Source organism: Rhodococcus koreensis (assembly GCF_900105905.1).
Classification (GTDB): domain Bacteria; phylum Actinomycetota; class Actinomycetes; order Mycobacteriales; family Mycobacteriaceae; genus Rhodococcus_F; species Rhodococcus_F koreensis.
Genome location: NZ_FNSV01000005.1, coordinates 3968877 through 3994220 on the forward strand (window position 1 = coordinate 3968877; position 25344 = coordinate 3994220).

Genomic DNA, 25344 nt, shown 5'->3' on the forward strand with positions numbered 1-25344 from the left:
GAACCACCGATATGACAACACAGCAACTCACCGGCGGACAGATGGTCGTCGACTTCCTCATCCGCGAGGGAGTCGAGAAGGTCTTCGCGATCCCCGGCCACGGCAACACCGCACTCCTCGACGCGTTCGTCGACCGCGCCGACGAGATCGAACTCGTGCCGGCCATGCACGAACAGGGCGCCGCCCACATGGCCGACGGCTACTACCGGGCCTCCGGCAAGATCGCCGCGATCTGTACCTCCATCGGTCCGGGCGCGACCAACACCCTCACCGGGTTGGCGACCGCGTTCGCCGACTCGATGCCGATGCTCCTGATCACCGGCGCCGTGCACACCTACATGGAAAACCGGGGTGTACTGCAGGAGATCGACCGCCCGCACGGCAACAACTTTCCCCGCATGGTCGAACCGGTGGTCAAGCGCTGGTGGCAGCCCAGCCGCCTCGAACAGCTTACGGTGGCGCTCGCGCAGGCGTTCAACACCATGCACGAGGGCCGGCGCGGGCCCGTGCTCGTCGACATCCCGCAGGACCTGCAGGCCGAATACGGCGACTACACCCCCGACACCGGCACCCGCAGGCCCGCCACCCGCGCAACCGGCGACCCGGCCGTGATCGCCGAGGCCGCCCGCCTGCTCGCCGGCGCGAAACGTCCCGTCATCGTCGCCGGCGGCGGCGTCATCCACGCCGAGGCCGCCGCGGAGTTGATGGCCGTCGCCGAGCACCTCGGGGCACCGGTCACGCACTCGTTCCAGGGCAAGGGCGCCTTCCCCGCCGACCACGACCTCTACGCCTGGCCGTGCGGCGACATGGGTTCGATCCCGGGCAACGGCGTCACCCGCACCGCTGACGTGATCCTCGCCGTCGGCTGCCGGTTCAGCGACCGCATCACCTCCTCGTACCGCCCCGGCGTCACGTTCGACATCCCGAACACCAAACTGGTGCAGATCGACATCGACGGATTCGAGATCGGCCGCAACTACCCGGTCGAGGTGGGTGTCGTCGGCGACGCGAAAACCTCCCTGCAGTCCCTGCAGAACGCCCTCACCGACCTCGGGCCCGGCCGCGACTACCGCAGCACCGACTACTTCGCGGAACTGCAGGACCTCAAGGCCCAGTGGGACGAGCACCTGCGGCCGATGCGGACCACCGACTACCTGCCGATGACCAACTCGCGGGCGATGGTCGAGATCCGCAAGGCCCTTCCGCGCGAGGGCATCCTCGTCACCGACTCGTCCAACCCCGCGAACCAGGCGTTCAACGAGTTCCCGATCTACGGCCCGAAGACCAACATCGTGGCCGGCGGCTTCTCCGGCATCGGATTCGGTGTGCCCGCCGCGATCGGCGCGCAGATCGGCGCCCCGGACACCCCGGTCCTGGCGATGGTCGGCGACGGCAGCTTCCTCCAGACCGGCACCGAGATCGCGACCGCCGCGATGCTCGGAGTGCCGCTGGTGATCGTCGTGCTCAACAATGGCGGCTGGGAAGCGATCAAGGACCTCCAGATCAGCCTGTTCGGTGAAGAACGCGAAATCATCTCCGGGTGGAAGAACCTCGACGGGACACCGTATTTCGCCGACATCACCCGGTTCGCCCAGTCACTCGGCTGCAGCGCCGAGCGCGTCGAGGACCCGGAGAAGCTGGCCGACGCCATCGAGCGCGCGTTCGCGACGCCGGGCCCGGTGATCATCGAGGCGATGAGCGCGCACGAACTGCCGTGGACCGAGATGCACCCGACCGGCTGGTGGGACATCACCGTCCCCGCCTACCACGGCGAGGTCCGCGACGACTACGTCGCTCAGCGCGGATTCTGATCGGGGACCGGCATGGGAGAAATCAAACTCGGCCTGAACCTGGAGTTCGCCCGCTTCGAGAACGGGTCGTTCGACTGGGCCATGGACCAGGCCGCGGAGATCGGCTACAAGTACGTGGAGCCGATGGTCTACTGGGGCCGCGAGTTGCTGAGCACCGCCGGGTACTTCCACACCCGGTCGATGCTCGACGACCCACTGATCATGCGGGACGCCGCCGAATCCCGCGGGCTGAGCATCTCGTCGCTGTCCAGCCACGCCCCGCTGGCCAAGCCGGACGTGTCGGTCGACTACCTCAAGCAGTCGATCCGCTACGCCGCCGAGGTCGGGTCGCCGATGATCATGGTCGACGACGGGCCGCTGCCGACGTGGACCACCGAGGCGGAGAACTACACGCTGATGCGGTACACGCTGCAGGAGGCGGCGAAGGTGGCCGAACGGCGCGGCATCAAGATCGCGATCGAGACGCACGGCGAGTACACCGCCACCCCGGAGCGGCTCGAGAAGATCATGAACCTGATCGACAGCCCCGCGCTGACGATCAACCTCGACACCGGCAACAGCTACCTCAGCGAGAACGACCCGCACGAGTGGCTCGAACAGATCATCGGGGACGTCACCCACCTGCACGCCAAGGACATCGGCGTCGACGACGCGAAACGGCTGCGCGGCAAAATCCGCGGCATGCTCGGCTGCGCCTGCGGCGACGGCGTCATCGACTGGGAACGGATCGTGAAAACCCTCCACGAGGCGGACCACGACATCGTCCTGTCCGTCGAATGCGGTGGCCTCGACGCCGCGAAGAAGAGCTACACCTATCTCACCGATCTGATCACCCGCATCCAGACCGGCTGACAACGGCGTCACCGGCCCCGCAGGTGATCCCACGACACGCTGGATCCTGAACCGACATTCGAGTCTCCGGCGCGTCGTGTCCACAGCGTGCCGCCCGACACCCCGTGTGCCGGGCGGCACGTTTCACCCCTACCAGCAGTGCGGATGGCGATAGCCGCGATCCGGGAAGAGCTTGTCATGAATACTCCTGCCCGCACCGAGGCACGTCATCGGGTGGTGATCGTCGGCTCCGGATTCGGCGGCCTGTTCGCCGCGAAGGCGTTGCGCCGGGCCGACGTCGACGTCCTCGTCGTCGACCGCACCAGCCACCACCTGTTCCAGCCGCTGCTGTACCAGGTGGCGACCGGGATCCTGTCCGAGGGCGAGATCGCGCCGGCGACGCGGATGGTGTTGAAGAAGCAGTCGAACGCCTCGGTGATGCTGGGGGACGTCACCGACATCGACCTGGCGGGGCGCAGCATCACCTTGACCCATCAGGGCAGGACGACCACCACCGAGTACGACAGTCTGATCGTCTCGGCCGGGGCCCGGCAGTCGTACTTCGGCAACGACCACTTCGCCGAGCACGCCCCCGGCATGAAGACCATCGACGACGCACTCGAACTCCGCGGCCGGATCCTGGGCGCGTTCGAACGTGCCGAACTGTCCACCGCCGCGGAGGAACGCGCCCGCCTCCTGACGTTCGTGGTGGTCGGCGCCGGGCCCACCGGAGTGGAAATGGCCGGGCAGATAGCCGAACTGGCCCACCGGACCCTTGTCGGCGCATACCGGAACATCGACACCCGCGACGCCCGGATCGTCCTGCTCGACGCCGCGTCCACGGTGTTGCCGCCGTTCGGCGACCGACTCGGATCGACCGCCGCCGAGGGTCTCGAGAAGATCGGCGTCGAGGTGCGGCTCGGGGCGGCCGTCACCGACGTCGACGCGGACGGGGTGACGATCAAGGACGGGCGAGGCGAGACCGTCCGCATCGAATCCGCGTGCAAGGTGTGGTCGGCGGGCGTGGAAGCCAGCCCGCTGGCCCGGCAGCTTGCCGAGCAGTCGGGGGCCGAACTCGACCGCGCCGGGCGGATCGCCGTCCGCGAGGACCTGACGGTGCCGGGGCACCGGGAGGTGTTCGTGATCGGCGACATGATGGCCCGCGACCGCCTCCCCGGGGTGGCGCAGGTCGCGATCCAGGGTGGCCGGTACGCGGCGCAGCAGATCGCAGCAGATGCCCGCCCGCGCGCGTCCGCACCCGACCGGCTTCCGTTCCGGTACAGGGACAAGGGGTCGATGGCGACGATCTCGAGATTCAACGCCGTCGTGAAGGTCGGGGGCGTCGAACTCGCGGGACTCCTCGCCTGGATCCTGTGGCTGGCCGTCCACGTCGTCTACGTCGTCGGGTTCCGAAGCCGCCTGTCCACGCTCATGTCGTGGACGTGGACCTTCCTCGGCTCGTGGCGGGGACAGCTGACGGTCACCGATCAACAAGTGTTGGCACGCAACGTCCTGGGCAAACTCGTTCTCCTCGACCGGTGCGAGGGATGTTCACCCATCAGGGCCGTACAGACAATTAGCAGTGAGCATGCTAACTTGCTAACATCCCGTAAGAGAAGGAGCTCCTCATGACCACTCCAACGTCCGGCACAAAAGCGACCGACACGAAGGTCTCCGGTGGAAATCCCTCCCGCGCAACAGATTCCGGGAAGGGCAAGGATCAGAACGCGTTCGCAAGCATCGGGTCGAAGGTCGTCGACACGACCAAGAAGGCAGGGAACCGGTCGCTCGACGTCTACGAAAAGGCTCTCGACAGTAGCCTCGAATACCACTCGGCAATCGCGGCGGTCACCAACGTCGAGTGGGTTTCGACGATTGCGGATGCGCACGCGAAGCTGGCCCGCGAGATCAGCGCGGCGACAACCGCAGCGGCTCGAGAATTGCTGAAGTAGCTGCCAGGGCCCGCGGTAGCACGGTAGTACGGTCACCGTGGGTCCTGACCGCCGCCTCCCGAGCGAGAGCCCTCCGCGGGAAATTCATTCCGTCTCCCGCCCAAAGGCGACACAGACGTCTGCGCTTATCCGCGCTTACGCTCGGCCCTCGTCACCTTGCGGAACGTCTCGTACATCTCCACGAAGGCCGTGCGCCGGGCATTGGTGAGGTCGCCGTCCTGCCCTATCGCCCGAACTACGCTCGAAGACTCCTCCGGACGCGCTCGGACCTGCCCGAGCAAAACATCAGCCGAGGTCTGCAGGTGCTCCGCGATGGCGTCGAGAACTCGCTCACTCGGCTCCCGGAGTTTGCGTTCGATCTGCGAAAGGTAGGGGTTCGAGATCCCCACCATCGCGGCGAACTGCCGCATCGGAAGCTCGGCAAGTTCCCGCTGCTGCCTGATCAACTCACCTAACGTCGGTGACGGCTTCTTGTCTTCGGCCACCCTGCCAGGATAGACAGCGGGGAACGCTACCCTCCGACCCGCACGTCCAAGATGCTTCGGCCCGCGACTTCGCCACGTCGGCGGAGGGAAATGGAGAATGTCAACCCAGCGTGGCGGCCGATTGTTGCCGCCGATGCAGCGCCTTTCCCGTCTTCTTCAGGATGGTGAGGAGCTCACCCGCCAGAGCGACATGGCCGGCGCTGGCAGGCAGGGCCACGAAGATCTCCCGCGCAAGCGCCGGCTTCAACCGGCGGGCGCGAGTTCCGCGGCCGGGAACCAGGGCGAGCTCGGGAACGAATGCGACGGCGACACCGGAGGCGGCGAGAGCCTGTGCGACATCGTAGGACTCGGTCTGGAACGGCACCCAAGGCACGAACCCGGAGTCTGCGGCTGCCGAGTTCAATTGTGTACGTGCGGGTCTGCCGGTGATGCTGCACGCCCAGGCGTCCTTCTCGAAGGCCTTCAACTCCACAGCCTGAGAGGCCGGATCTTGCGCCTGAGGGTGATCGTCGGGGAGGACGACCCGAAGCGGATCGGTGAGAAGGTGCTCGAATCGAACTCCTTCGACTGCACTCGGGGTGCCGCTGTACGAGGCGGTGATCGCCATATCCAGCTCACCGCTGGTGATCAGTTCGATGCCTCCGTCGGTGGGCACGTCGACGACCGACAACTGTGCTTCGGGGTGTCGGTATCGCAGCGCGGTCAGTCCGTCCGGAAGCAACGCAACCGCCGCCGAGGGAAACGCGCCGAGACGGAGTCTGTTGGCGTGAGCGCCGAGGTAGTCCGCGACGGTTTCCTCCGCTCGGGACAGTTCGGCAGAGACGCGTTCGCTGTGCTCGGCCAGCAGGCTTCCGAGAGGGGTCAGCTTGGCACCTCGCGCGCCCCGTTCGACCAGCAGTGCGCCGAGGTCGCGTTCAAGCTTGGCGAGCTGCTGTGACACTGCGGGGGAAGTGATTCCGAGTGTTTCTGCTGCGCGTGCGAGGCTGCCCCCCTGCTTGACGGCCAGCAGGAGGGCCAACTGCGACGAGGTGAGGTTCATTAAGCAAACCTTAGCGCTGCAGCAGCTAGATCGCCATTCTGCTTATTCAATTTCGGCGAGACGATGGACGGTATCGAAACCCGCAGAAGGAGTATGCCCTGATGGCCAGTTCACCTCGCGCAACTCGCGCCGCCGACTCCCGCGCCTGGAAGTCAGGTGTCCTCCAGTGACGACCTCCGTTCGATTCGACGTCCGTAGCAACGTCGCCTGGATCACCCTCGATGGCGTGGACACCCGCAACTCCCTCGATCGGAACAGCGCGCAAGCCCTGGTCGACGCTTGCGATGCCGTCGACGTTGACCCATCGGTGGGTGCTGTGGTGATCACCGGAGCCGGAAGCGCCTTCTGCTCGGGAGCCGACCGAGCCGCACTCGGGAATCTTGCAAGTGCACAGCCGCACGAGGCGTACGAGGCGCTCGACTCCCTCTACCGTGCGTTCCGCCGATTCGGTGAGGTGACTGTTCCGTCGATTGCCGCGATCAATGGTGCCGCGGTGGGAGCCGGACTCAATTTGGCGCTGTCGGCGGATGTGCGTCTTGCGGCCGAGGACGCGCTGCTGGTGCCGGGCTTCGCGGAGAACGGAATTCATCCTGGCGGTGGGCATTTCCACCTTCTCGAGCGGGCAGCCGGTCGCCAGGCCGCCGCCGCGCTAGGCGTGTTCGGGCACCGCTTGACCGGGGCGAGTGCCGCTGACACCGGACTGGTGTGGGACGCGGTTCCGGTGGCCGATCTCGAAGAGGCGGCCCAGCGCCTCGCCGAACCGGTCGCCCGCGATCCTGAACTCGCTCGGGCCTTGGCGAACAGCCTGCGGTTGACGACCACACCACCGTGCGCATGGCAGGCGGCAATCGAGGTCGAACGCGCCCGGCAGATGTGGTCGCTGTCGCGCCCCCGCTGACGGGCCCAAAGACACAGGAAGGACCGTGATGATCGACAATCTCCCACACCTTTTCCTCGATCGCGCATCCATCCGCCCCGACCTGATGGTCGGTGTGCTCGACGATCAGATCTCGTTGCGAGTCGCTCTCGAACTTGCCGCCGGTGGGGCAGCCGACTTGTGTGCCCGGAACCTGTCCCCAGACGACCGCGTCGCAATCGTGGCGGAAAACTCGACGGATTACGTTCTGGCCTGGCTGAGTTGCTTGTTGGCAGGCGTGCCTGTCGCGCTGGTGGATCCGACCTACCCTCGGGAGCCCTTGGCGTGCATGCTCGACGTCCTCGACCCCACGGTGGTGATCACTGACCGCCCCGCGGCCCCATCGTTCGCTGGAACTCGCAACGCGATCACCATCAGCGCCTTCCGTAATGCCCCTCGGCTCGATCCCAGCCACGCCCCCGGCACCAACTCCGGTCGGTACTCGACGGCATCGCTCATGCACCCGGCCCGGCCCACGCCGCGTATCCCGAAGTTCTGCGCCCTATCGCACGAGTACTTTCTCCGACTGGGACGGGCGGTCGCGGAGGCGATGACACTCACCGACCGCGATCGATCACTCACTCCGCTGCCCCTCTCACGAATCAACTCCCTCGGGTACGGGCTCGTCGGCGCACTGACCGCGGGCGCGGACGCCTTGCTCGCCCGCACCTTTGCGGCCGGCACATTCTGGTCCGAGGCCATCGACCACGGGATCACCGCGCTGACACTGGACGCACCACTGGCGCACAATCTCGCGCGCACCGCCACCGAGAAGGACTCGGCCGGCCACCGCGTGCGAACCATGTTCCCGGCCGATCGTGCGTTGATGCAGCAGTTCGGGGTGGTCCGGGCGGTTTCCGGATATGGTTCGCCCGAGGCCGCCGGAGCGAGTCACCTGCGCACGTGGTCCATCGACGACTACATCCCCACCGACGCCCATCGCCACGGCGGGCCTGGGCGAGAGGACATCGAATGGAAGTTGACGGACTCGGGTGAGATCCTGATCCGCGAATCCGCCCGTGGCACGTTGTTCACCGGATACTTCACCTTTCCCGGCGTGACCTCGACACTCGACCAGAACGGCTGGTTCCACACCGCGGATCACGGGCGGCTCGACGTCGACGGCGGTCTGGTCGCCGTCGACCCTTCACCTGCATGAAAAGCTTCTGCGTTCCGCCTCAACCGCCCCCAGTCTGCTATTTCAAGTAACAGCCAACATCTGAAGGAACCGAGATGTCCACGTCTCTGCACAGTCTCACCGACCACGAGCTCGACGCCGAGCTCACCCGGAGCCGCGCCGAGTACGACACATTGAAGGCGCGCGGGCTGGCCCTCGACATCACCCGGGGCAAGCCCGCGCCGGAACAGCTCGACCTATCAGCCGCGATGCTTTCCCTCCCCGGCGACAACGACTACGTGATCGATGGAATCGACTGCCGCAACTACGGTGAACTGCCCGGACTCCCGTCGCTGCGAGCACTGTTCGGTGAGGTCCTCAATATCGCCCCGGAAAGTTTGATTGCCGGTGGCACGTCGAGTCTGGAGACGATGTACGACGTACTCTCGTTTGCGTGGATCCACGGGACATGTGACGCCGGCGCTCCGTGGTCTTCCGCTCCGGTGAAGTTTCTGTGCCCCGTACCCGGTTACGATCGGCATTTAGCCATCACCGAGTCGTTCGGTATCGAGCTGATTGCGGTCCCCCTGGTCTCCGACGGTCCTGATGTCGACGCGATCCGGGAGTTGGTTGCCGGGGACCCGCAGATCAAGGGTATATGGTGTGTCCCAATGTTTTCCAATCCCAGTGGGGTGACCTATTCCGAACAGGTCACTCGCGACCTGCTGAGCATGCAGACCGCCGCACCGGACTTCCGCATCTTCTGGGACAACGCCTATGCGGTGCACGCCCTGGTCGGCGACGCCCCGGAGGTTCTCGATGTACTGGCCATCGCCGCACAGATGGGCAATCCGGAGCGGCCGTTCGTCTTCGCGTCGACGTCGAAGATGACAATCGCCGGTGGCGGTGTGAGTTTCTTCGCCGGTTCCGGCGAGAACGTTGCGTGGTATCTGGGCCACCTCTCGCAGAAGCGGGTCGGACAGGACAAGGTCAACCAACTTCGGCACGTCCGGTTCTTCGTCGACGTGAACGGTGTTCGTACGCACATGCGCAAGCACCAACAGATTCTCGCCCCGAAGTTCGAACTCGTCACCACCATCCTTCGCCGCGAGGTCGGCGATTCCGGCATCGCATCGTGGACGGATCCGCGCGGAGGCTACTTCGTCAACCTCGAGGTGCTGCCCGGCACGGCCAAGCGGGTGGTGGCGCTGGCGAAGGATGCCGGTATCGCTCTGACACCGGCCGGTTCGGCATTCCCGTCCGGCAATGATCCTCGGGACAGCCACATCCGGTTGGCACCGAGTTTGCCGTCCGAGGCCGAGTTGCAGTTGGCGATCAATGGCCTGTGCACCTGCATCCGGTTGTCGGCCGCCGAGCTCGTCCACCGCGATCGCGCCGCCGATGTCCATCGCTCGTCGGTGTCGGTGTAGCCGAGACCGACTCGTTCGCAGAGGATCCCGAATGCACCGAATCTCGTGGAGGATGCGGCGGGCCACCCTCGCCATGGGGCTGCTGGTGGTCTTGATCGTCACCGGTGACCTCATGCATCAGGGCATGCAGCTCCTACACAGCTGGTGACCATTCCGGTCCGCGACCATACGCGCCGGCCTCTTCGAGAGGCCGGTGTCGACTGCGCACGGATTCTCCCAGCCGCTCCGGCACCCACATGGCGGGTTGCGGAGCAATGCACTTCGAAGCATTAAGCAGAGTTAATGCTCTGCAATCGAGAACGTCGTTCCGTTGACGGGTTGTTGACCGGATCATTGTGCATACGAAGCCAGGACGAATCAGTGCCGGGCGGACCCACCATCAAGTGCCACAGGAGATGTCAGGTGAATCTCGAAGGACTCGAACACGACCGTCAGCTCGAGGTCAGTGCTGAACTCGGTGCCCTGGCGTCCGCACCGAGCGGTTACCAGGATTACGTCGATGCGCTCTTCCGTCACGAGCCCCGCGACGATCTCGCCGAATGGACCGACACTGCACTCGCCGGCCGCGCTTATGAGTATCTCCGCTTTGCTCGGCTCCGGGCCGAGGGGGTCGCACTGGTGCAGTGCGAAGTCGAGGCGGGAACAAGCCACGCGCACATCCTGATGGTCAACACCGACCTTCCCTTCCTCGTCGACTCGGTGGCAATGACCGTTCGACGGCACGGCACGGTCTCCGCGCTCCGTCACGTCACGCTGGCAGTACGACGCGATACCGAGGGAGTGCTCATCCCCGACGGCATTACCCGCCCACGCCAGGACGATCAGTACGACAACGACCCGCTGGTCGAATCCTGGATGGAGATCACTTTGCTGCCTGCCGCGGGAACCGAACCCCACTCCGCGGAGTTCACTGCGATGATCGAGAACGCGATTCGCAGCACCCTCGCCGACGTCGCGGTCGCGGTGACCGATCAGACCGACATGGAAGGTGTCGCCCGCCAGGCAGCACTGTCCTTGAAGTCCGATGCGACCGAGAACCAACTCGACAGCGCCTACGAGGCAAGCGAGCTGCTGCACTGGATGTGCGCCGAGAACTTCACGTTCCTCGGCTACTGCTCCTACCGCCTGGTGAAGGCGACGGAGTCGGGAACGGCTACCCTCGAACCACTTCCGGAGACCGGACTGGGAATCCTTCGGCCCCATCACCACGAGCACCGCCACCACACCCTCGATCCGCTGACCACGACTCGCGCGTTCGGCCCGGATGTGTTGATGGTGTCGGCGGCCGGCACCCGCAGCACGGTGCGGCGCGACGCCCCGTTGGACTACGTGGGAATCAAGATCGTCGATTCCGACGGGATCACGGTCGGCGAGCACCGCTTCCTCGGTCTGTTCGAAAACACCCTCGACACGTCGGATATGCGGACGATCCCGGTCGTCAACCGAACTGCCGGACGTACTCTGTCGATGCTCGAGCGCGATCCGCGCTCCCGAGAAGGCCTCGAGCTGCTCGACATTCTCCAGGACTACCCGCGGCGGGAGATTCTGCAGAGCACCGCCGAAGAGCTTGCTCCGACGGTTCTCGCGGTGCTGCATCTGCAACGGCATCCTCGCGTGCGAGCGTTCATCCGCCAGGACACCTACGGCCGGGCCATCTCGATTCTGCTGTATGTCCCCCAGGACCGGTTCTCACCTGCCGTTCGACGGGCAGTGGTGGCGGCGGTCTCGCAGTTCCTGGGCGGCGCCGCGGTCGATCACAACACCCGAATCGGGGAAACCGCGCTGGTGCGTGTTCACGTCACCGCCTGGCCGAACACCGGGGACGAGCGCATCGATGTCGCGGAGTTGTCGCGCGTGGTGGTGGAAGCCGCCCGGTCGTGGACCGAGAAGCTCGACGATCTCCTCTCCGAGGCGTCGACATCGGTTCACGACGACTTCATCCCCGTGGCAGTGCCCCTGAGTTATCAGGAGCGGTTCTCTCCCGCCGAAGCAGTCGCCCACTTGTCGGCGCTCTCCGAACTGACGCAGGATCCGCACCGGCGGCTGCAGCTGACGATCACCCCACCCGAGAACGCAACCTCGGACCTGATCTCGGCCATCGCGGTCACCACCGAGCCGATGGTCCTCGCTTCGGCACTGCCGATCTTCGGGCATCTGGGATACGAACTCGCAGCGGAACATCCACACACGCTGACCAGTACCGACGGGCGACTCGCCTACGTATACGAGTTCATCCTCCGCTCGCGCTATCGCCAGCACCGCCTGGACGCGCCCACAGCGGCGCGGACCGCCGAGGCGTTCGAGGCGAGCTACAGCGGGCACACCGATCCGGATGCACTGCAGGCGCTGGTCACCACCGCTGACATGGAGTGGCGGCAGGTCCTGGTTCTGCGCGCCTATGCCGGGTATCTGCGGCAGAGCGGTTGGACCTTTTCCTCGGAGTTCGTCAATTCCGTGATCGCAGGTCACCCGAAGATCGCCGCTGCCCTGTGGACGCTGTTTCGCGCGCGGTTCGATCCGGCGCTTGCTGACGGCGAACGCGACCACATCGAACTGGTCGCGGAGATCGAAGGCGCAATCGACGAGGTTCAGGGAATCGAACCCGACCTGATCCTTCGAACCTTGCTCGACACCGTGCTCGCCACCGTGCGAACGAACGCGTTCCGGCGACTGTTCGCACACACCGACGGACCGGTCGACACGATCTTGAGTTTCAAGCTCGATCCCCGCACGATTCGTGGCCTTCCCACTCCAGTACCACAACTGGAGACGTGGGTGTTCGCCCGCAATGTCATGGGCACCCATCTGCGATTCGGGCACATTGCGCGCGGCGGCATCCGGTGGACCGACCGGGTCGAGGATTTCCGCACCGAGGTTCTCGGTCTGGTGCGTGCGCAGATGGTGAAGAACGCGGTCATCGTCCCCACCGGAGCCAAGGGCGCGTTCCTTCCGCGGCTGCTGCACACCGGGGCCGACCGAGCCCGGCAGCTCGAGATCGCACGCACCGCGTACAGCACGTTCGTCGAGGGACTGCTCGATCTGATCGACAACTTCACCAAGGACGAGTCCGGCACCTACCGCCTCGACCCGGCACCGCAGACGGTGCGGCACGACGGTGACGACACCTACCTGGTCCTCGCCGCCGACAAGGGCACCGCACAGTTCTCCGACGTCGCCAACGCAATCGCCACCGGCCGCGGGTACTGGCTCGGGGACGCCTTCGCCTCGGGTGGATCCAACGGATACGACCACAAGCAGATGGGTATCACCGCGCGCGGCGCCTGGGAATCTGTGCGCCAGCACCTGTTCGAGGTCGGCATCGACTCCGACACCGATCCGGTTACCGCGGTCGGGATCGGGGACATGAGCGGGGATGTCTTCGGGAACGGACTGCTGCGGTCTCGTTCGGTGCGGTTGGTCGCCGCCTTCGACCACCGGCACATCTTCCTCGATCCCCAGCCCGAGGCTGGCGCGGCGTTCGAGGAACGGCAACGACTCTACGACCAACCCGGCTCCTCCTGGGCCGACTACCGTCCCGACCTCATCAGCTCCGGCGGCGGCGTCTTCGCTCGCTCGGCGAAGCGTGTCACGCTCGCCCCGCAGGCCCGAGTCGCACTGGGACTGGACGAGGAACGGGCACAGTACACACCGAATGAGCTGGTGCAGGCGATCCTGGCGGCACCGGTCGATCTGCTGTTCAACGGCGGGATCGGTACCTACGTGCGCGCGAGTTCGGAAACCGACTCCGAGGTCGGCGACAGCGCAAACGACGCCGTCCGCATCACCGGGTGTGAGGTACGTGCCCGGGTGATCGGTGAAGGCGGAAACCTCGGGCTCACCCCGCTCGGGCGGCGGGAGGCGGCGCTGCACGGGGTTCGGTTGAACACCGATGCGATCGACAACGTCGCCGGTGTGGATACCTCCGATCACGAGGTCAACATCAAGATCGCGCTCGACGATGCCGTCGCCGCCGGCGTCCTGGGCCAGGACAAACGCAACGTTCTACTGCAGTCGCTGACCGACGACATCGCCGACCGCGTTCTCGACCACAATCGCGCACAGAACACCATGCTGTCGGTGGCCCGTGCCGAGGCCGCGGAGATGGCGCCGGTGCATCGCCGGATGCTGACGGGACTCGAACGGAAGGGTTTGCTGTCCCGGGAGGTGGAGTCTCTTCCGAGTGACGCCGAGCTCGAACAGCGCATCACCCAGGGCGGGGTGTTGACCTCTCCCGAACTCGGCACCCTGCTGGCCTACGTGAAGTTGGAGATGAAATCTGCGGTCCTGGCGTCCGGGATCACCTCGGAGTCGTGGGCCGAGCATTTCCGCACCGAGTACTTCCCCGCCGATGTTGTCGCCGTGTGCGGTGATCGTCTCGGGGCGCACCCGTTGGCAAAGGAGATCACCGCTACCGCGATCACCAATCGCCTTGTCGACGACAACGGCATCACCTTCGTCTTCCGGATGCAGGAGGAAACCGGGGCGTCGGTAAGTGCGATCATCCGGGCGTGGGAGGTCGTCCGCCGCGCTATCGGTCAGCGTGACTATCTGTCCAGCATTGCCGAGCTGGACCCGTCGGTCACGGCGGACACCCGCGTCCGGATGCAGCTGAGTCATCGACGACTTGTCGAGCGCTCGGTGCGCTGGCTCCTGGCGAGCCGGCGGCAGACCATCGATGTGACCGGTGAAACTGCCCGCCTCACTCCCCTCGTCGAGTCGCTGCGCTGCTCCCTGGCGGATTTCCTCGTCGGCGCCGACCGGGCCGCAGTCGATGCCAAGCATCAGCGGTACCTCGACGACCGGAACGTCCCCGGACCCCTCGCCCGCAGATCGGCGAGCCTGTTCCAGGAGTTCTCGCTGTTCCCGATCAGCGAAACCGCACTGCGCACCGGCACGGATCCGGAAGGAGCGGCGCGCACCTACTTCCAGGTCGCCGAGAGGTTCCGCCTCGATCGGCTTCTGCGCCGGGTGGCGGCCCTTCGTCGAGTCGACAACTGGGACGCGATGTCCCGGGCCGCGCTGCGCGATGATCTCTACTTCGCGGTCAGCGACGCGACGCGGCGCCTGATCAATGACTCCGACCCGCGGCAGTCGCAGCCCGGTCAGGTCGGGGACCTTCCCTCCGAATGGCTCGACAACGTGCTGGACTCTGCCCTCGATCCGGCACGCGAACCCGAGTTGGCGGTTCTGCTCGTTGCGACCAACGCCCTGCGTTCGTTCGCGGAGAACCTCGCCTAGCGGCATCGGTGCACCGCGGCGCCGCCAACGCACGCCCCGGCGCGTGTCCAAATCCGACATCGCAGGGTTTGCCGCGCTGACCGGTGACGAACAGTGGATTCACACCGACGCTTCACGTGCTAGGGAGGGCCCGTTCGGAACCACCATCGCACACGGGTATCTGACTCTGTCCCTTGTTTTTCCACTGCTCGCCGAACTCCTCGACTTCACCAACGTGAGGATGGTCGTCAATTACGGGCTCAACCGGGTGCGGTTCCCGTCGGCGGTCCCGGCCGGTGCGCGCATCCGCCTGGCCGCGACCGTCACCGAGGTGACTCGGATCGGCGACGACTGCTATGAGCTCGTCATCCTCAGCAGGCTCGAATGCGACCGCGGCACCAAACCCGCAGCTGTCGTCGAGCTGATCTACCGCGCATACGAGTAACTTCATCAGTGGGGGAATACGTCCGTGTCGATCCTGAAAGCCATCCCATCGTGGACACCGCCGCGTGATCTCGGGGCGCTGAGAATCACCACCTCCGATGTCGACCCTGCAGCGTTCCTGCGCTCACTCGGAGCAGCAGGCATCGGCGCGCTGAAGCACCCCAGTGGAACCGCTGCCGCGCATTGTCGGCTCCTACTCGGCTCCGGCAGTGCGCTGCGCACTGCCGCCGGACGGGCGATCGGCCGAGACAATCCGGGACCGATAGTGCCCAAGCCCGGTGACAAGCGGTTCTCCGACAATGCGTATCGGGAGAACGCCGCGTACTTTTACCTGGCACAGCAGTACCTGCTTCTCGAACACCTGGTCAACGAGCTCATCGACGGCGCCGAACTGAATGAGGACACCGCGGTCAAAGCACGGTTTGCCGCCCGGTTCATTCTGGACGCCCTCAGCCCCACCAACACCCTCCCCGGCAACCCGGCAGCGATCCGCAAGGCTTTCGACACCGGTGGGCTCAGTCTCGTGCGTGGTCTTCGGAACTTTCTGCACGATCTCCGACACAACGGAGGGTGGCCGTCGCAGGTCGATCGGTCACAATTCGCGGTGGGCGTCGATCTCGGCGCCACACCCGGATCCGTTGTTTACCGCAGCGATCTGATCGAGCTCATCCAGTACACGCCGCAAACCCCCGATGTGTACGCGACCCCACTGCTGTTCTGCCCGCCGTGGATCAACAAGTTCTACATCATGGACCTGGCACCGGGAAAGCGCCTGATCGAATGGGCGGTTCAGCACGGCCACACCTGTTTCGCCATCAGCTACCGCAACCCGGATGCATCGATGAGTGGCCTCGGGTTCCGCGACTATCTCTTCGACGGCCCGCTCGACGCGGTCCGAGTCGTCCGCGAGATCACCGGCTCGGAGACGGTCAACACCGTATCCATCTGCCTGGGTGGCACCCTCACCGCGCTGGGTCTGGCATACAACGCAGCTCAGGACGATCCGTCCATCGGATCCGCGACCTTCATCAATACTCACACCGACTTCACCGAGCCGGGAGTGCTCGGCGCGTTCACCGATGAGAACACGATCGCGGCGTTGGAGACGCAGATGGCCCGGAAGGGGTATCTCGATTCGTCGCAAATGGCACGCACCTTCAGCACCCTGCGCGCCAACGACCTGATCTTCCAGTACGTGATCAACAACTGGTTGCTCGGCAACAAGCCTCCCGCGTTCGACCTACTCGCCTGGAATGCCGATTCCACCCGCATGCCCGCACGCATGCACGGGGAGTACCTGCGCTCGTGCTACCTGCGTAACGAGTTCTCGCGGGGCGAGTTCGAGATCAACGGGGAGCTCCTCGATCCCTCGCGAGTGGACATCGACAGCTACATCGTGGCGGCGGTCGACGACCATGTCGTGCCGTGGACGTCGAGCTACAAGACCACCCACCTGCTCGGCGGGGACAGCCGGTTCGTTCTGAGCACGTCCGGGCACATCGCCGGAATCGTCAACCCACCGAGCCCGAAGGCCAAGCACTGGGTCAATGAGGCACACAGCGGCGATCCCCACGAGTGGAAGGCCGCCGCCGAGCTGCGGGACGGCACGTGGTGGCTGGACTGGGCGACGTGGCTCGCCGACCGAGCCGGCGCGAAACAGCCGGCGCCACCGGCGCTCGGCAACGCGACGTATCCGCCGCTCGACGACGCGCCCGGCGTCTACGTGCAGGAGGAGGCGTGACAGTGGCGAACACGGAGCCGACCTCCGCCACATTCGAGGTGGCGACTCGGCACGGCCAGCAGGTTGCGGTGCACGTGAGCGGATCCGGAAACCCGGTGGTCCTGCTCAACGGTCTTGCGCGACCGATGGCGAGCTGGTCGGCCTTCACCCCTGTGCTGGGCGAGCGGATGATCGTATCGTTCGACGCCCCCGGCGTCGGCGCGTCGAAAACTCCGAAGCTGCCGTTGTCGATGCAGGCACTGTCGGACGTCGTCGCCGACGTGCTCGACGCGGTGGGCGTCGCACGGGCCGATGTCGTCGGCTTCTCGCACGGCGGCGCGATCGCCCAGCAGTTCGCCTTCAGCTCACCCGAACGAGTCCGCAGACTGGCCTTGCTGTCCACCTCCTGCGGTCGTGGGGCAACACCAGGTTCCGGAAAAAAGCTGTGGGCCACTACTATCGATCAGCGCAATCCTCGTCACTGGGGGCTGGCACGTACGGTCGGTGCGCTCTGGCAGGTCGCGGCAGTAGCGAACTGGTCCAGTATCCCCCTGCTCGGATCGATCTCGGCGCCGACGCTGGTGGTGGGCGGTGAGTACGACCGGATCGTGCCGCCGACGAACAGTCACCTGCTTGCCACGCGGATACCGAACGCGGTGATATCCGTCGTTCCGGCGGGACACGACCTGCAACGCCCGGATGTCGCGAACCCAGTCGCCATGCGGGTGTTGCGATTTCTCGATGGGCCCGTCCCCGAGGACATGGCGGTAGATGACGACGCCGGCCTCAGCCCGTGTTGGTGAGCCCCACAGATTGTACGGAAACTACCGAAGGAGTTCAGTTGTCCTCGCTACATTTCGACGAACGCGTAGCCATCGTGACCGGAGCCGGCAACGGTCTGGGCCGATCGCACGCCCTCGAACTCGCGCGCCGGGGCGCGCGGGTGGTGGTCAATGACCTGGGTGGCTCGCTACATGGTGACGGACAGTCGACGGACGCGGCGCAGGCCGTCGTCGACGAGATCACCGCGTTCGGCGGTACGGCTGTCGCCAACCGTGACAGCGTCGCCACGGAAGAGGGCGGTCGCGCGATCGTCCAGACGGCACTCGATGAGTTCGGCCGACTGGACGTTCTGGTCAACAATGCAGGTATTCTGCGGGACAAGGCCTTTCACAAGATGGATGGCGCGATGATCGACGCCGTCATCGACGTTCACCTCAAGGGAACACTGTTTGTCACTCAACCCGCCTTCCGTGCCATGCGGGAGGCGGGCTACGGCCGCATCGTCAACACCAGCTCGGCCTCCGGCCTGTTCGGCAATTTCGGGCAGGCGAACTACGGCGCCGCGAAGGCGGGGATCGCAGGCCTTACCCGCGTTCTCGCGCTGGAAGGGGCGGCCTACGGAATCGTCGCGAACGCAATCGCGCCGATTGCCGCGACCCGCATGACAGCGGGGCTGCTGGGCGATCTGACAGCACACGTGACGCCGGAAGGCGTCAGCCCGGTGGTTGCGTTCCTCGCACACGAGGACTGCCCCGTCTCCGGGGCCGTGTACTCGGTCGCCGGCGGCCGGGTTGCAAAGATCTTCGTCGGAGAAACCTCGGGGGCAATTCTGGAGGAGCTGACGGCGGAAGCGGTCCGTGACCAGCTCTCCCAAATCGAGGACCAGAGCACATATCACGAGCCCACGTCATTGGACATGGCCACGGCGATCATCGCCCGCGCGCTCAGCTGACAAGCGGGTGCGGGCAGCGACCACGTCGCTGCCCGCACGTGCTTCCGTGCTCGACTCCCGCCGGCGAAACCCGTCGAGTTCGAATCTGCCTGTCAGTCCTGATGGTTCCTCCGGCGGCGCTCGATCATCTGATGCGAGACGAAGCGTTTGAGCTCCTGGAGGGTTTCCGGATGGAGCGTGCGCCGGACCGGCCCCTCGAGCGCCTCGGCGAGACGATCCACATACCGACTGGGGGTCATCCCGAACTCGACCCAAAGGTGTTCGTTCGCGATAGTGCCGAAAGGTAGCCACGTCAAAGCGAACTCGACGAGGGCGCTCTCCTCGCGGCAGACGGTAGCGATACCTCGACGACGGCCGAGATGGTTGATCGGCCGTCGAGTCGTTGCCGGTCGTTGAACATTTCTCATGTCAGATCCTTCGGAAGAGTGCGGCGAGGGCCTGGCCGCCGCCGATGCACATGGTGACGATGCCGAGTTCGAGGTCGCGGCGCACCAGATCCTTCGCCAGGCGCAGGCTCAGGATCGCCCCGGTCGCCCCGACCGGGTGACCCAACGCGATCGCCCCACCGTACGGGTTGGTCTTCTCCGGGTTCAGCTTCGCGTCCCGGATCACCGCGACCGCCTGCGACGCGAACGCCTCGTTCAACTCGATCACATCGATATCACCGGGGGTGGTCCCGGTCTGCTCGAACAAATTCTGCAACGCCAGCACCGGGGCGTACCCCATCAACGCCGGGTCCATCGCCGCCGTCGCGACCGCCTCCAACGTCACCAGCCCGGTCAGGCCCCTCTCCCGCGCGGCGGACTCGGTGGCCAGCACCAGCGCCGCGGCGCCGTCGTTGATCCCCGACGCATTCCCCGCGGTCACCGACCCGCCCTCCTCGAACGCCGGCCGCAACTTCGCCAGGGTTTCGAGGGTGGTGTCGGGCTTGGGATGCTCGTCGACCTCGACCGTCTGGGGACGCCGGCCCCCGATCTGCACCGGGGTGATCTCCTCCGCGAACGCCGCCCGCGCGGCGTCGGTGGCGGCGCGGCGCTGGGATTCGACGGCGAACTCGTCCTGCTGCTCCCGGCTGACGTCGTACGTGCGGGCCACGGCCTCGGCAGTGCGGCCCATATGCACCCCACCGAACGGGTCGGTCAGAATCGCGACCGTGCCGTCCACCAGTGTCCGGTCGCCGAGCTTGTACCCGGAGCGCGCCGAGAAGTCGTAGAACGGCATCCGCGACATGCTCTCGTCGCCGCCGGCGAGGGCGAAGTTCACCCCACCCCACCGCATCTGCTGCGCCGCCGACCACACCGCCTGCAGACCGGACCCGCACAACCGGTTGACGGTATACGCCGGCGTCTTCTCCGGAAGTCCGGCGGCCAGCGCGACGCGGCGGTCGGCGGGGCCTGTATCAACGTCGAAGGGGGCGGCACCGGTCGGCGCCGCCCCCTTCGAGGAATCACACCGGGACGACGTCGTCTTCGAGGTGATTTTCCCGCACTTCGTCGGTCTGGAAGCCGGAGGCAACCGACCAGTAGTAGCCTGCGAGGCCTGCGACCGTCACCGGGATCAGGTCCCAGCCTTCACCGAAGGCGGGGTGGTCGAGCGGCCCGTAGCTTCCGTAGAAGGACAGGAAGAGCACGGCCACCAGCAACGTGACGAACCAGGTCGACCGGGAAACATGCACGCGGCCAACGGTGTTACTCATCAGGTAGAGGACGATCCCGCCGACGGCGAGCACTGCCGTGCAGGCCACCAGATAGGCGGGGGTATCCCAGGCGCCTTCTCGCTGGCCGCCGCTGACCGTCATGAACCATCCACCCTGCCAGCTCACGAAGCCCCACGCCGCGAGGAATACTGCGGACCAGCTGTACGCGCGAGCGCGGGTGATCCAACCCTGTCGTACGGCGATGTATGCGACGTATGCCGGGGTACCCGCGAAGACCACGATGGCCAGGTTGAGGACGGTCGAGAAGCCGGCGACGTACACCAGGATCAGGGTTGCCACGAAGCTGGCGGGCGCCCAGAATCCGGCATTTCGGAGGCGGAAGGGACGCGGCAGGTCCGGGGCGGTGCGGCGGAGAACCATCATGCTGGAGCTGCCGACGAGGTAGCTCAGCAGCAGTGCCACCGACACGATGGAGACGAGGCGGTACCAGCTCGGCAGCGGGAGCAGGAACAGGCAGGACACGGCGAAGGAGACGAGCAGCGACATCCACGGCACGGCGAATCGGTTCAGTCGCTGCAGCAGCGACGGTGCCATGTCGTGCTCGGACAGTGCGTAGGTCGACCGGGTGGCACTACCGAGGAACACCCACCCGGTTGCGGCAGGGGAGACGATCGCGTCGATCAGGAGCAGTGTGCCGAATCCGCCGAACCCGGCGGCGATCAGGGCCTGGAACAGTGGTGCCGATGCCCAGTCACTCGACAGCAGCGATCCCCATTGGCCCGGTGCCAGGCCGGCGGCGGCCCAGTCCAGTGCTCCGATGAACGCAACCTGGAGCAGCACGTAGACGACCATCGGGATGAGGATGGATGCGGCGATGGCGATGGGGATGTTGCGTTGCGGGTTCTTGCATTCGCCGCCGAAGTCGAGGACCTGGCGGAAGCCGAGGTAGGCGAAGGCGATACCGGTGGCGGGGATGGCGTGGAGGACGCCGTCGAAGCCCATGGCGAAGAATCCGGTCTCGGTGAAGTTGGAGCTGCGGAACGCGGTGAACAGCAGGATGAAGGTCAGCGTCGGGATCGCGATCTTCCACAGCGTGATCCAACGGTTCGCTTCACTGAGCATTTTGATGCCGAAGATGTTGAGGACGGTGAAGACGGCGAGGATGGCGACACCGGCGAGGATGCCCCTCGGCCAGGTCAGGATCTCGAGCCCGTCGACCTCGTGCATTAACCCGAGTTCAGGCCAGTTGCTGCTGACATAGGTCAGCACTGCCTGGGCCTCGAGGGTCGTGACCGCGACGGTGGCGATCCAGTACGCGCCGCCGACCAGCCAGCCGGTCATCATGCCGTGCGACAGACTCGGGTACCGGACCGGTCCGCCCGAGCGGGGGAGCATGGCGCCCAGTTCCATCCAGGGCATCGCGATGACACCGAAAAGTAGAGCTGCGAGTACCCAGGACAAGACTGCGGCCGGTCCTGCGGCCCCTGCGGCGGACAGAACGGCGAACAACCACCCGGAGCCGATCTGCGCACTCACACCGAGGAAGATCAGGTTGGTCAGGGACATCGAGCGCGTCAATTTCTCCGACGACGCTCCCGGGGCGGCGATGCCACCCGATGGTGCGGATGAAAGTGCCATGAGTTTCCTGTTTCGTGATCAGCGGCGCCGGCAGTTTCTTCGGCACATGAGCGCTGAGGGGAGGGAGGGCGGGGGTGCCCTGCATCCGGTTCGGATTCGAAATCCAAGGCGCCGGAGGAGGACAGATCGAAGATTACAGGGCGTTGGTGACGGAGAACACAGTCACCTGAGAGCGTTCATCCTGAGTGATGGCAGCGAGTGCATTCGCTTACCTCCGGAGTCGGAAGTGTTCTCGCCCTGCAACTCTGCCGGGCCGAAAGGGCGCGGACAGAAGGGGATCTGGGAGTCTTGCCACGTCGAGGACGGGCAACCTGGAGCGGGGAGATTACTCCCCGGCCAGAGGAAGGCAGCGAGTGCGTCATTGAACTTGCCGCCTCCCCCTGGCTTTTCGGGGTTGGGCGCGGCGATGGCGTGGTGCATTGTTGCCCGCACCATTCGCCGTGTCCGATTCTCGATGCGGCCGTCGGCAGGACTGAGGCCTGGCCGGTGACCTGGAGGGTTCGGGCGGGAGCCGTACCCCTACGCCGGTCAGAAGACCAGCGACACCGAATTCTCGATGGCACCGGTCTGGAATCGGGTCAGGGACAGCTCGGACAGGTCGATGCTGGTAATGGCCCCGGTGGTGACCTGCTCGGTGACGAGTCGACCGATCTCCGGCGCCTGGATCAGGCCGTGCCCGGAGAAGCCACATGCGTTGATCCACTGTGGTTCTCGTGGGTCGGCGCCGACGATGCCGTCGTGATCGGGGGTGTTCTCGTAGGTGCCCGCCCAGCAGGCACGGCGATCGAGTGGCAGCTCCACCAGCCAGGGGAAGCGGTCGGCGGCCAGCGCCAGCAACTCCTCCATCCAGGGCCAGTCGATCGCGGTGTTGTATCCGTCGACCTCGGTGGGCTTGGCGCCGGCGAAGAGCAGTCGCCTACCTTCGCTGCGCATGTACACACCCGTCGCCAGGTCCACCGTCATCGGCACGTACGAATCGAGGGCGCCCTCGGCGGTGGCGTAGACGTTGCGGCGGGAATGCACCACGGGCACGTCGAGCCCTGCGAGACCCGCGACTTCGCCCGCCCAACCGCCCGCTGCGTTGATCACATGGCGGGCCGTAACCGCGCGGTCGCCCGCCGAGACGGTCCACAGCTCGCCGGCCTTGTCGATCGCGTCCACCGGTGCCTTGAAGAAGACGTCGGCGCCCTTGCCGCGAGCGAGCGCGAGGAAGGCGTTCGTCGCACTGTGTGGGTCGATCTGCCCATCGGCCGTCCCCCAGGTGGCCCCGCCGATTCCGGCCGGGTCGAAGGGGGTGATCTTCTGGGCCCGGTCGACGTCGAGGACCTCGACCGGGACACCGTGGGCGCGTTGGAGCTCGACAGCGTGGAGCTGACGTTCCCAGTTCGCTTCCGGCACAAGGAACAGGTACCCGTTGGGCTGGTACCCGATGTCGATGCCGTGCCGGTCCTGGAAGTCGCGATAGAAGCGGATGCTGCGCCAGGACAGCTCGGTGTTGAGGCCGTCGGCCCACTGCGCACGGACCGAGGCGAACGACAGCCCGGTGCTGCCCTCGGCGGCACCGGCCTTCGCCTCGAGAACGGCGACCTTATGCCCCTGCTGGGCCAGGTGGTGTGCACAGCTGGCACCGATGATGCCGGCTCCGACGACCACGACGTCGTACACGGTTGGATTGGTCATGACGTTTCCTGTCGTGGATCGGACGTTACTTCTCGAGGTGGGGGTAGCGGTAGTCCGTCACCCTCAGGTGGTTTTCCTTCGTGGTCCGCGGGCTGGCGAAACGAATCAGGTTCCACACCGTGCCGGCCTTGTCGTTGGTGCCCGACGCGCGCGCACCGCCGAACGGCTGCTGGCCGACGACCGAGCCGGTGGGCTTGTCGTTGATGTAGAAGTTGCCTGCCGTGTATCGCAGGGCGGCGTCGGCTTCTTCGACCGCGCGACGATCCTCGGCGAACACGGCGCCGGTGAGGCCGTACGGCGTCGAGGTGTCGACCAGACGCAGCACGTCGTTCCAGTCGGAGTCCTCGTACACGTAGGTCGTCAGAACCGGGGCGAAGATCTCCTCCGTGATCAGCGGTGAGTGCGGATCGGTGACCTCGAGAATTGTCGGGTCGACGAACCAGCCGATGCTGTCGTCGGTGTTGCCGCCGACGACCACGGCCTTCTCGGCACGAGCCCGCGCGAGGATCTCGGTGTGCTTGGCGTGCTGGCGGCTGTTGATGACGGCGCCGACGTAGACCTCGGGGTCGGTGGGGTCGCCGACCTTGATCTGTTCGGTCAGCGCGACGAGCCGATCCTTCAGGCGCGGCCACAGACTGCGCGGCACGTAGAGCCGGGAGGCAGCCGAGCACTTCTGGCCCTGGAACTCGTAGGCGCCGCGGATACAGGCGACAGCCAACGCCTCGAGATCTGCGCTCGGGTGGGCCAGGATGAAGTCCTTACCACCGGTCTCGCCGACGACGCGCGGGTAGTTGCGGTACGTTCCGACGTTCTTGCCGACCTCCTGCCACATGTGCTGGAAGGTCCCGGTGGAACCGGTGAAGTGGACGGCGGCGAGGTGTTCGTTGCCGAGGGCGGTGGGGCCCACGTCGCCGCCGGTGCCGTAGACGACATTGATGACACCGTCCGGCAGACCGGCTTCACGCAGCAACTGCAGAGACAGGTGGGCGACGAGCGAGGCGCTCTCGGCCGGCTTCCACACCACGGTGTTGCCCAGCACTGCGGGCCCGAACGCGAGGTTGTTCATGCACGTGAAGTTGAACGGGGTGACCGCGAAGACGAAGCCCTCCAGCGGCCGGTACTCGATTCGGTTCCACGCACCTGCCTGCGAGCCGGGCTGCGTCTCGTACATGTCGAGCATGTTCTTGACATTCGCGCGGATGAAATCGACTGTCTCGCAGGCGGCGTCGATGTCGGCCTGGTAGGTGGTCTTGGACAGTTCGAGCATCGTCGCGGCGTTGAGCTTGGCCCGCCACGGGCCGTGCTCGAGCATGTCGGCTGCCTTGAGGAAGGGAGCGACCCGCTCCTCCCAGGGCAGGGTGCCCCACCACCGGGCCGCATCGAGCGAGGCGTCGATCGCGGCCTGGGTCTCGGACGGGCCGGCCAGGTCGAGCTCACCGAGCTTCTGCGAGTGGTTGTGCGGCGCCTGGATGGCCATGGTGCGGCCGGTGCGGACCTCCTTGCCGGCGATGTTGCTCGCGACCTGGAAGTCGGTGTTGCGGATCTCGTCGAGCGCGGCGGCGATCTCCGCGCGCTCGGTCGAGCCGGTAGCGAAGGCGTAGGGATCGGTGGGGCCGATGGGAAAGAGGCCGGTACGGCCGGCGGAAATATTCATCAATCGTCTCCAGAGGGG

Annotated in this window: 18 protein-coding genes and 1 pseudogene; 12 read left to right on the forward strand and 7 right to left on the reverse strand. The window is 65.9% G+C overall.

Annotation, left to right across the window (positions count from 1 at the left end):
- Positions 1 to 11: 11 nt before the first annotated feature.
- The 4 genes from BLV94_RS22595 to BLV94_RS22610 all read left to right on the forward strand — a co-directional run bounded on the left by BLV94_RS22595 (position 12) and on the right by BLV94_RS22610 (position 4594).
- Positions 12 to 1811, forward strand: coding sequence for a thiamine pyrophosphate-binding protein (locus BLV94_RS22595; RefSeq protein WP_072939246.1), 1800 nt, complete (start codon positions 12 to 14; stop codon positions 1809 to 1811).
- A 12-nt stretch (positions 1812 to 1823) separates the two neighbouring features.
- Entirely contained in the window at positions 1824 to 2663 is an 840-nt protein-coding gene (locus BLV94_RS22600) for a sugar phosphate isomerase/epimerase family protein (RefSeq protein ID WP_072939249.1), read from the forward strand.
- A 177-nt stretch (positions 2664 to 2840) separates the two neighbouring features.
- Entirely contained in the window at positions 2841 to 4274 is a 1434-nt protein-coding gene (locus BLV94_RS22605; protein WP_241031457.1) for an NAD(P)/FAD-dependent oxidoreductase, read from the forward strand.
- Complete coding sequence (locus tag BLV94_RS22610) at positions 4271 to 4594, forward strand: hypothetical protein (protein ID WP_072939252.1); 324 nt, start codon at positions 4271 to 4273, stop codon at positions 4592 to 4594. Before BLV94_RS22605 ends, BLV94_RS22610 begins: the two co-directional genes overlap by 4 nt.
- Before the next feature lie 125 nt (positions 4595 to 4719).
- Here the strand turns inward: BLV94_RS22610 and BLV94_RS22615 are convergent, their stop codons facing one another.
- Positions 4720 to 5079 carry a helix-turn-helix domain-containing protein gene (locus BLV94_RS22615; protein ID WP_072939255.1) on the reverse strand — a complete coding sequence of 120 codons (360 nt, stop codon included), beginning with the start codon at positions 5077 to 5079 and terminating at the stop codon, positions 4720 to 4722.
- Positions 5080 to 5179: 100 nt separating this feature from the next.
- Complete coding sequence (locus BLV94_RS22620; RefSeq protein WP_072939258.1) at positions 5180 to 6118, reverse strand: LysR family transcriptional regulator; 939 nt, start codon at positions 6116 to 6118, stop codon at positions 5180 to 5182.
- Between the two features lie 166 nt (positions 6119 to 6284).
- Here BLV94_RS22620 and BLV94_RS22625 point away from each other — a divergent pair, with 166 nt between their 5' ends.
- The 8 genes from BLV94_RS22625 to BLV94_RS22660 all read left to right on the forward strand — a co-directional run bounded on the left by BLV94_RS22625 (position 6285) and on the right by BLV94_RS22660 (position 18697).
- A complete protein-coding gene (locus BLV94_RS22625) occupies positions 6285 to 7016 on the forward strand; it encodes an enoyl-CoA hydratase-related protein (RefSeq protein WP_072939260.1) in 732 nt (243 codons plus the stop codon).
- A 28-nt stretch (positions 7017 to 7044) separates the two neighbouring features.
- Complete coding sequence (locus BLV94_RS22630; protein WP_072939263.1) at positions 7045 to 8193, forward strand: AMP-binding protein; 1149 nt, start codon at positions 7045 to 7047, stop codon at positions 8191 to 8193.
- A 74-nt stretch (positions 8194 to 8267) separates the two neighbouring features.
- Complete coding sequence (locus BLV94_RS22635; protein WP_072939265.1) at positions 8268 to 9581, forward strand: aspartate aminotransferase type Ic; 1314 nt, start codon at positions 8268 to 8270, stop codon at positions 9579 to 9581.
- A 402-nt stretch (positions 9582 to 9983) separates the two neighbouring features.
- Entirely contained in the window at positions 9984 to 14819 is a 4836-nt protein-coding gene (locus tag BLV94_RS22640; RefSeq protein WP_072939268.1) for an NAD-glutamate dehydrogenase, read from the forward strand.
- Positions 14776 to 15243, forward strand: a complete 468-nt coding sequence (locus tag BLV94_RS49645) for a MaoC family dehydratase (protein ID WP_255314961.1) — start codon at positions 14776 to 14778, stop codon at positions 15241 to 15243. Before BLV94_RS22640 ends, BLV94_RS49645 begins: the two co-directional genes overlap by 44 nt.
- Before the next feature lie 24 nt (positions 15244 to 15267).
- Positions 15268 to 16983: a PHA/PHB synthase family protein gene (locus BLV94_RS22650; protein ID WP_083395646.1), complete on the forward strand. Its 1716-nt coding sequence runs from the start codon at positions 15268 to 15270 to the stop codon at positions 16981 to 16983.
- Entirely contained in the window at positions 16980 to 17765 is a 786-nt protein-coding gene (locus BLV94_RS22655) for an alpha/beta fold hydrolase (protein WP_143051414.1), read from the forward strand. The genes BLV94_RS22650 and BLV94_RS22655 overlap by 4 nt, the downstream gene beginning before the upstream one ends.
- Before the next feature lie 38 nt (positions 17766 to 17803).
- A complete protein-coding gene (locus tag BLV94_RS22660) occupies positions 17804 to 18697 on the forward strand; it encodes an SDR family NAD(P)-dependent oxidoreductase (protein WP_072939277.1) in 894 nt (297 codons plus the stop codon).
- 92 nt (positions 18698 to 18789) lie between these two features.
- Here BLV94_RS22660 and BLV94_RS49650 read toward each other — a convergent pair whose 3' ends face one another.
- The 5 genes and pseudogenes from BLV94_RS49650 to pruA form a co-directional block, all read right to left on the reverse strand.
- Complete coding sequence (locus BLV94_RS49650) at positions 18790 to 18936, reverse strand: hypothetical protein (protein ID WP_167372182.1); 147 nt, start codon at positions 18934 to 18936, stop codon at positions 18790 to 18792.
- A 169-nt stretch (positions 18937 to 19105) separates the two neighbouring features.
- A pseudogene (locus BLV94_RS22670) lies at positions 19106 to 20080 on the reverse strand (thiolase family protein); the annotation flags it as partial.
- A 64-nt stretch (positions 20081 to 20144) separates the two neighbouring features.
- A complete protein-coding gene (locus BLV94_RS22675; RefSeq protein ID WP_072939278.1) occupies positions 20145 to 21992 on the reverse strand; it encodes an APC family permease in 1848 nt (615 codons plus the stop codon).
- Between the two features lie 528 nt (positions 21993 to 22520).
- Entirely contained in the window at positions 22521 to 23672 is a 1152-nt protein-coding gene (locus BLV94_RS22680) for an NAD(P)/FAD-dependent oxidoreductase (RefSeq protein WP_072939281.1), read from the reverse strand.
- Positions 23673 to 23697: 25 nt separating this feature from the next.
- The gene (pruA, locus tag BLV94_RS22685; protein ID WP_072939284.1) at positions 23698 to 25326 is read right to left on the reverse strand and encodes an L-glutamate gamma-semialdehyde dehydrogenase; all 1629 of its coding nucleotides are present in this window, start codon (positions 25324 to 25326) and stop codon (positions 23698 to 23700) included.
- Between the last annotated feature and the right edge of the window lie 18 nt (positions 25327 to 25344).

Bases quoted from the DNA above. Each gene is read 5' to 3' on its own strand.
- BLV94_RS22595 (WP_072939246.1), top strand. From the start codon at position 12: ATGACAACACAGCAACTCACCGGCGGACAGATGGTCGTCGACTTCCTC.
- BLV94_RS22600 (WP_072939249.1), top strand. From the start codon at position 1,824: ATGGGAGAAATCAAACTCGGCCTGAACCTGGAGTTCGCCCGCTTCGAG.
- BLV94_RS22605 (WP_241031457.1), top strand. From the start codon at position 2,841: ATGAATACTCCTGCCCGCACCGAGGCACGTCATCGGGTGGTGATCGTC.
- BLV94_RS22610 (WP_072939252.1), top strand. From the start codon at position 4,271: ATGACCACTCCAACGTCCGGCACAAAAGCGACCGACACGAAGGTCTCC.
- BLV94_RS22620 (WP_072939258.1), bottom strand. From the start codon at position 6,118: ATGAACCTCACCTCGTCGCAGTTGGCCCTCCTGCTGGCCGTCAAGCAG.
- BLV94_RS22630 (WP_072939263.1), top strand. From the start codon at position 7,045: ATGATCGACAATCTCCCACACCTTTTCCTCGATCGCGCATCCATCCGC.
- BLV94_RS22635 (WP_072939265.1), top strand. From the start codon at position 8,268: ATGTCCACGTCTCTGCACAGTCTCACCGACCACGAGCTCGACGCCGAG.
- BLV94_RS49650 (WP_167372182.1), bottom strand. From the start codon at position 18,936: ATGACCCCCAGTCGGTATGTGGATCGTCTCGCCGAGGCGCTCGAGGGG.
- BLV94_RS22675 (WP_072939278.1), bottom strand. From the start codon at position 21,992: ATGGCACTTTCATCCGCACCATCGGGTGGCATCGCCGCCCCGGGAGCG.
- BLV94_RS22680 (WP_072939281.1), bottom strand. From the start codon at position 23,672: ATGACCAATCCAACCGTGTACGACGTCGTGGTCGTCGGAGCCGGCATC.
- pruA (WP_072939284.1), bottom strand. From the start codon at position 25,326: ATGAATATTTCCGCCGGCCGTACCGGCCTCTTTCCCATCGGCCCCACC.